The following is a 6640-nucleotide window of genomic DNA, read 5'->3' as shown; positions in this document are numbered from 1 at the left end:
GCCCGGAGCCCGGAGCCCGGAGCCCGGAGCCCGGAGCCCGGAGCCCGGAGCCCGGAGCCCGGAGCCCGGAGCCCGGAGCCCGGAGCCCGGAGCCCGGAGCCCGGCCAACCGTCGGTGTCTTTCGATCCGTGCCGTTCCCGCTGCCCCGAAGAGTCGGCCCCCAGAGCCGAACGGCTTCACCCCAGCGCCGAGCGGAGGGGCTTCCCCGCTGCCAAGGGCCTTCCCCTGGCCTCTGCCGCCCGGGGCGTCAGTTCCCGGCGCTGGCCAGCGAGGGCGGCCCGCCACGGGCGCGGTCGGCGAGTGCCCGGAGGTCCTCGCCACGGCAGCCGTGGGTGGTGCCGACCAGATGGCCGTCGGGACGGATCAGCAGGACGGTGTGCGGATCGGCGCCCGGGTACTGCTCGGTGACCAGGACTTCGGTGGGTACCGGCAACGCTGCTGCCACCTCGGCGAGTTGGGGCATCATCCCGGCACCCAGCCAGTGCTGGGAGGCCCACACGGCGGTGCCGGGAGCGACCAGCAGCAGCAGGAATCCGGCCCCGAGCCTGGCCCGCAGCGAGTCGGGGGCCCCTTCCGTGGTGAGGACGGGAACGTCGGGGACGAGCACACCGGGTGCGGTCGCGGGCAGGTTCTCGCTGAGGGTGGTTCCGCGACCGGTCCCGCGCTGCACCGGCACCCGGCCGGGTACGCCGGACGGCGCCGCCGGGTAGGCGGGCGCGCCGCCGAAGCGTCCGGTGCCGAGCTGCCCATCGGCGAGTAGCGGGGCGTGCTTGCGGAAGGAGCCGGTGAACAGCGACCGCCTGGTGTGCTGCCAGCCGCGCAGCGGTCGCAGCAGCGGCATGGCCTGGTCGACCGCGCGCAGCCGGGCGCCGACCGCGCCGCGCCGCTCGGCTTCGTACCCGTCGAGCAGCGAGCCTCCGGGCTGCGGCCCGCCGGTGAGCGAAGCGAGAGGGGGGTCCCCCCAGCCGGCGGCTGGGGGAAGGTGCCAGGCGAGGGCGAGCCGCCAGGCGAGGTTGTCGGCGTCCCGCAGTCCGTCGACCAGGTTCTGCATGCCGAGCGCGCCGTGCAGGTGGGCGGCGTCCCCGGCGAGGAAGCAGCGGCCGACCCGGAAGCGGGCGGCGAGGCGCTGCTGGTAGGTGTGGTCGGCGGCGGCGAGCAGCTCGTACGGGGGCAGTTCGCCGCACCAGCCGGTGAGCGTGGACTTGACCCGGGCGAGCAGGGTGTCGCCGGTGACGATGCCGGGCCAGGTGGCGTGCGGGTCGACCGGTGCGGTGGGTGCCGGGCGGCCGGGCGGCAGTCGCCAGTCGAGCCGCCAGAGGCCGTCGGGCAGGGGGCGGGCGGAGGCCTCGCGGTCGCCGCGCCACGGCGGCTCGCGGTGCAGCCGGGCCTCGCCGGGGAACGGCAGATTGACGCGTACGGTGGCGACGGCGTGCCGGTCCACCGCCGGGCGGCCCGGGAAGCGGATCTTGAGCAGCTTGCGGACGGTGGAGCGGGCGCCGTCGCAGCCGATCAGGTGGCTGCCGCGCCACCAGGTGCTGGTGCCGTCCTGGGTGTGGTGGGTGCGTACGCTGACGCCGTCCTGGTCCTGTTCGAGTTCCAGTACCCGGCTGAGCGGGGTGAGCTGGATCAGCGGCGTGGCGGTGACCGCGTCGCGCAGGCCGCGCTGCAGACGGTGCTGCGGCAGGTGGAGCACCGGGTCGGCGCCCAGGTCCAGCCGCAGCACCTCGGAGCGGTGGCGCCAGATGCCGAACGCGTCCCAGCGGGCGGCGTCGGAGGCGGCCCTGGTGTAGCCGAGGCGGGTGAGCAGGGCGGTGCTGTCGCTGCCGAGGACGACGGTGCGCGGCCCCTCCGGGCACACGCCCGTGCCCTCGTCCAGGACGATGCTGGGCACCTCGTGCCGGGCCAGGGCGAGTGCCAGCGTCAGTCCGACCGGTCCGGCGCCGACCACGATCACGGGGTCCACGCGCGGACCTCCGTCCGGCCTCGGACCCCCACGGGTGCCGCCGCGCGCGCCGGGACCTCCGGGTGTACGGGGCATACGGAGGACACGGCGTCGGCTGCGGTGCAGGAGGTCCCGGGTGCTGTCACGAAGAGCAATGCAACAGATCGCCTGGGTGTCCGTCAAGCAGCGGCAGTTGTACGCCGGTTCGCGCCGCGGCGCCCGCGCGCCTCGAGCCACTTGGCCAGCGCCGTGAGGGCCAGGCACATGCCGATGTAGATCACGCCGATCACGATGGTGACCGGAATGTAGGGGTAGCCGTTGGGGGTGGAGGTGTTGCTGGCGATCAGCTTCCCGGCGTAGAGCAGCTCGGTGTAGGTGATGAGGAAGCCGAGCGAGGTGTCCTTGAGGGTGACCACCAGCTGACTGATGATCGTCGGGAGCATCGAGCGGACGGCCTGCGGCACCAGGATGGTGAACAGCACCTGGGTCTTGCGCATGCCGAGCGCGTACGCGGCCTCGCCCTGGCCGCGCGGCACCGCGTTGACGCCGCCGCGGATGATCTCGGCCTGGACGGCGCCGTTGTACAGGGTCAGGCCGGTGACCAGCGCCCAGAGCGGCGAGGTGGCGAACACCGAGTGGTAGAGCGCGAAGATCATGATCAGCAGCGGCATCGCGCGGAAGAACTGCACGATCGCCGTGGCCGCCGCGCGCAGCGGCCTGTGGTCGGAGAGCCGTCCGGCCGCCAGCAGCGAGCCCAGGGCCAGCGAGAGGACGGCGGCCAGGCCGAAGGCGGTCAGGGTGCTCTGCAGGCCGTCGAGGATCCGCTGCTGGATGGCGGTGTACTGGAACGGGTCCCACATCGCGGCGGCGAACTGCCCGGTGCTGGCCAGGCTGTCGTACGCGTACCAGAGCAGGGCGGCGATGCCGAGCAGCGAGAGCACCCCGAAGGCGCGGTAGCGCGCCCTTGCGCGGGGACCGGGGGTGTCGTAGAGGACGGTCGAGGTAGGGGCGCTGCTCATCGGGCCACCGCCAGTCGGGTCTCCAGGAGACGGAAGCTCACGGCGACCACGGCGCTCACCAGCAGGTAGGCGGCGGCCAGCCAGAAGAAGATCGCGAGGATGTTGTAGCCGCGCTCGGTGAGGGTCCCCTGCACGCTGAAGAGCTCGGAGACACTGAACGCGCCGGCCACGGCGGAGTTCCTGGGCAGGGCGATGAAGACGCTGCTCATGGGACCCAGCACCGAGCGGGCCGCCTGTGGCAGCACTATCAGACCGAGGGTCTGGCCGAAGTTCATGCCCAGGCTGCGGGCGGCCTCGGCCTGCCCGAGCGGCACGGTGTTGATGCCGGAGCGCAGCACCTCGCAGACGAAGCTGGCGGTGTACGAGCCGAGTGCGATCACCGCGAACACGAAGCTGGAGAAGTGGACGTCCAGCCGGGGGAGCCCGAAGGCCACCGCGAAGAACAGCAGTGTCAGCGGGGTGTTGCGGAAGACGTTGACCCAGACGGTGCCGAAGACACGCAGGGCCGGGACGGGGGAGACCCGGAAGGCCGCCAGCAGGGTGCCGAGCAGCAGTGCGAGCAGCGCGCTCAGTGCGCTGAGCTCGACCGTCTGCAGGAATCCGGCGCGGAACAGCGCGAAGTTGCCGTCCTCGAAGAGTATGCCCATGCCGGCGGCCCTCCTCTCGATCAAAGGGGCTGTCAGGTGGTCAGAACTGTCGGCGTGTCAGGCCCGGGCCTCAGTAGCGTTCCAGGGCCGGGACGGCCGGGGCCGCGGCGCCGGAAAGGCCGAGGGTGGCGTCGTACGCCTTCTTCCAGTCGCCGTTGTCCTCGTGGGCCTTGAGCGCGTCGCTGATCGCGTTGCGCAGGACGGAGTCGTCCTTGGCCAGGCCGACTCCGTAAGGCTCCTTGGTGAAGGGCTTGCCGACCACCTTGAGCTTGTCGGGGTTCTTCGCGGCGTAGCCCTTGAGGATCGCGTCGTCGGTGGTGACCGCGGCGACCTCGCCGGTCATCAGCTTGTCCACGCACTGCGAGTAGGTCTCGTACTGGGTGATCTTGGCGCCGTACGGCTCGATGTTCTTGATCGAGGTGGAGCCGGTGACGGTGCAGACGGGCTTGTCCTTGACCGACTCGGGGCCGGTGATCGCGGTGTTGTCCTTCGCGACCAGCAGGTCCTGGCCGGCAACCAGGTAGGGGCCGGCGAAGGAGACCTGCTCCTTGCGAGGGGCGTTGATGGTGTAGGTGCCGACGTAGAAGTCGATCTGGCCGTGGGAGATGGCGTTCTCGCGGTTGGCCGAGGCGATCGTCTGCCACTCGATCTTGTTCGGATCGAAGCCGAGGTCGGCGGCGACCATTCTGGCGATCTCGATGTCGAAGCCCGAGCGGGCGCTGGCGCCGGAGCCGGCCGCGAGGTCCTCGAAGCCGAGGAAGGGCTGGTCGGACTTGGCACCGACGACCAGGTGGCCGCGCTTCTTGGCCGTGTCGAAGGTCTTCGAGCCGTCCAGCTTGACGTCGGTCTTCACCTGGTACGTGGGGGGCTTCGGGGCGGCGCTGCCGCCGGCCGCGTTGTCACTGGGGGATCCGCTCTTGCCGCAGGCCGCGACGGCGGTCAGCGCGAGTACCGACATGGCGGCGGCGATGGTGCGACGGGTCCTCATGAGGCTTTGCTCTCCTCGGTCTTGGCCACGGTCAACCGGGCCGCTGGGCTGAAGGGTTCCTGGCGCGGTGCCCGCGCGCCAACCGTTCCGGCGGAGTCCGGGCACGCCCTCGGGCCCGGTTCCAACGGAATCGGGTCAGACGCTAGATCAGTTCTGGCCTCAGTGGTGCAGGATCTTCGAAAGGAAGTCCTTGGCCCGGTCGGTGCGCGGCGCGGTGAAGAACGCCTCGGGGGTGTTCTGTTCGACGATCCGTCCGTCCGCCATGAACAGCACGCGCTTGGCGGCGGAGCGGGCGAATCCCATCTCGTGCGTCACCACGACCATCGTCATGCCCTCGGCTGCGAGCGAACGCATCACCTCCAGCACCTCGTTGACCATCTCGGGGTCGAGGGCCGAGGTGGGCTCGTCGAAGAGCATCACCTTGGGCTTCATGGCCAGTGCGCGGGCGATCGCCACCCGCTGCTGCTGGCCGCCGGAGAGCTGGGCGGGGAACTTCTCGGCCTGCGCGCCCACTCCGACCCGCTCCAGCAGCTCGCGCGCGGTCTGCTCGGCCTCGGCCTTCGGGATCCCGCGGACCTTGACCTGGGCGAGCACCACGTTCTCCAGCACGGTCTTGTGTGCGAAGAGATTGAAACTCTGGAACACCATTCCGACTTCGGCCCGCAGCTTGGCCAGTTCCCGCCCCTCGGCGGGCAGCGGCCGGCCGTCCACGGTGATGGTGCCGGAGTCGATGGTCTCCAGCCGGTTGATCGTCCGGCACAGGGTCGACTTCCCCGAGCCGGACGGGCCGATCAGCACCACCACCTCGCCCCGGGCGATCTCCAGGTCGATGTCCTGGAGCACGTGCAGCGCCCCGTAGTGCTTGTTGACACCGCTCAGTACGACCAGCGGGTCGGGACGGGAGTCGGTGCCGGTGGTCTCGGTCATCGCGCCTTGCTCCCTCGGGTCCGACCCGGGCGACCCCCGGGCTGCGGTGCTGGTGCTGGTGTCGTCTGCGCCGGGGGCCGGTGAGCCGGCGGAGCCCGACGGCCCCCGGTTGGGCAGACCCTAGAAGCGTCGACGATGTCATGTCAGCCGATCTGAGGGGAACTTGAGCATCACGATCCGGCCACGTGACGGGGTCGGAGCGGGGGCGGGGCCCGCTGTACGCCCGGCGGTTGCGGGTGGGAGTGGCCGTGCGCGAACGATCGGACGGCGGTGGCCTGATGACAGGACCCGGCGGACTCGACCATACTCCGCAAGGACCGGGCCAAATCCGGACCGATCCCTCACCGGACAGACCACGGAAAGGAGGCAGGAGGTGCGCCTGCTGCTCGTCGAGGACGACGAACGGGTCGCCGCCGCGCTGGTCGCCGTGCTCGGTAGGCACGGCTTCCAGGTCCGCCATGCCCGCAGCGGGCACGAGGCGCTGGACGCACTGGTGCCCGACGGCAACGAGCCGTACCGGGTGGTCCTGCTCGACCTCGGGCTGCCCGACCGGGACGGCTTCGAGGTGTGCAGCCGGATCCGGGCGCACAGCGGCGTCCCGGTGATCATGGTGACCGCGCGGGCCGACGTCCGCTCGCGGATCCACGGCCTCAACCTCGGTGCCGACGACTACGTCACCAAGCCCTACGACATGGGCGAACTGCTCGCCCGGATCCACGCGGTGGTACGGCGCTGGCCGGCCACGGGCGCCGGGAGCGAGCCGGGCGACCAGCCCGCCCAGCCCGGCCCGCTGGAGTCCCGAGGCATCTCGATCGACCGGGAGCGCCGCCGGGTCAGTGTGGACGGTCGCGACGTACCGCTCACCCGCAAGGAGTTCGACCTGCTGGCGCTGCTCTCCCAGAGCCCCGGCGTGGTCTACCGGCGGGAGCAGATCTTCAGCGAGGTCTGGCGCAGCGGCTGGGAGGGCAACGGCCGCACCCTGGAGGTGCACATCGGTTCGCTGCGCAACAAGCTCGGCCTGCCCGGACTGGTCGAGGCCGTCCGCGGTGTGGGCTACCGGCTGATCGCCGAGCAGCCCCGGACCGACCCCGCCGGCCCGGACTCGGGGCGCTGACCT

6 protein-coding genes are annotated in these 6640 nt (G+C 71.6%); 1 reads left to right on the top strand and 5 read right to left on the bottom strand.

Annotated features, from left to right (window positions below; all coding sequences use genetic code 11):
* Nucleotides 1-247 precede the first annotated feature (247 nt).
* From ACZ5ON_RS24475 to ACZ5ON_RS24455, 5 genes are all read right to left on the bottom strand, one after another.
* Nucleotides 248-1963, bottom strand: a complete 1716-nt coding sequence (locus tag ACZ5ON_RS24475) for an FAD-dependent monooxygenase (protein ID WP_465596498.1) — start codon at nucleotides 1961-1963, stop codon at nucleotides 248-250.
* Nucleotides 1964-2121: 158 nt separating this feature from the next.
* Nucleotides 2122-2961, bottom strand: coding sequence for an amino acid ABC transporter permease (locus tag ACZ5ON_RS24470; protein WP_465596495.1), 840 nt, complete (start codon nucleotides 2959-2961; stop codon nucleotides 2122-2124).
* Nucleotides 2958-3608 carry an amino acid ABC transporter permease gene (locus ACZ5ON_RS24465; protein WP_465596491.1) on the bottom strand — a complete coding sequence of 217 codons (651 nt, stop codon included), beginning with the start codon at nucleotides 3606-3608 and terminating at the stop codon, nucleotides 2958-2960. Before ACZ5ON_RS24465 ends, ACZ5ON_RS24470 begins: the two co-directional genes overlap by 4 nt.
* Before the next feature lie 70 nt (nucleotides 3609-3678).
* The gene (locus ACZ5ON_RS24460; protein ID WP_465596488.1) at nucleotides 3679-4596 is read right to left on the bottom strand and encodes a glutamate ABC transporter substrate-binding protein; all 918 of its coding nucleotides are present in this window, start codon (nucleotides 4594-4596) and stop codon (nucleotides 3679-3681) included.
* Nucleotides 4597-4755: 159 nt separating this feature from the next.
* Complete coding sequence (locus tag ACZ5ON_RS24455) at nucleotides 4756-5484, bottom strand: amino acid ABC transporter ATP-binding protein (RefSeq protein ID WP_465596566.1); 729 nt, start codon at nucleotides 5482-5484, stop codon at nucleotides 4756-4758.
* A gap of 412 nt (nucleotides 5485-5896) precedes the next feature.
* Here ACZ5ON_RS24455 and ACZ5ON_RS24450 point away from each other — a divergent pair, with 412 nt between their 5' ends.
* Nucleotides 5897-6637, top strand: coding sequence for a response regulator transcription factor (locus ACZ5ON_RS24450; protein WP_465596485.1), 741 nt, complete (start codon nucleotides 5897-5899; stop codon nucleotides 6635-6637).
* Nucleotides 6638-6640: the final 3 nt, after the last annotated feature.

Source organism: Kitasatospora sp. NPDC032150, from assembly GCF_055579945.1.
The sequence above is the reverse complement of the archived record's forward strand: the minus strand, read 5'-3'. Positions and strand labels throughout refer to the sequence as shown.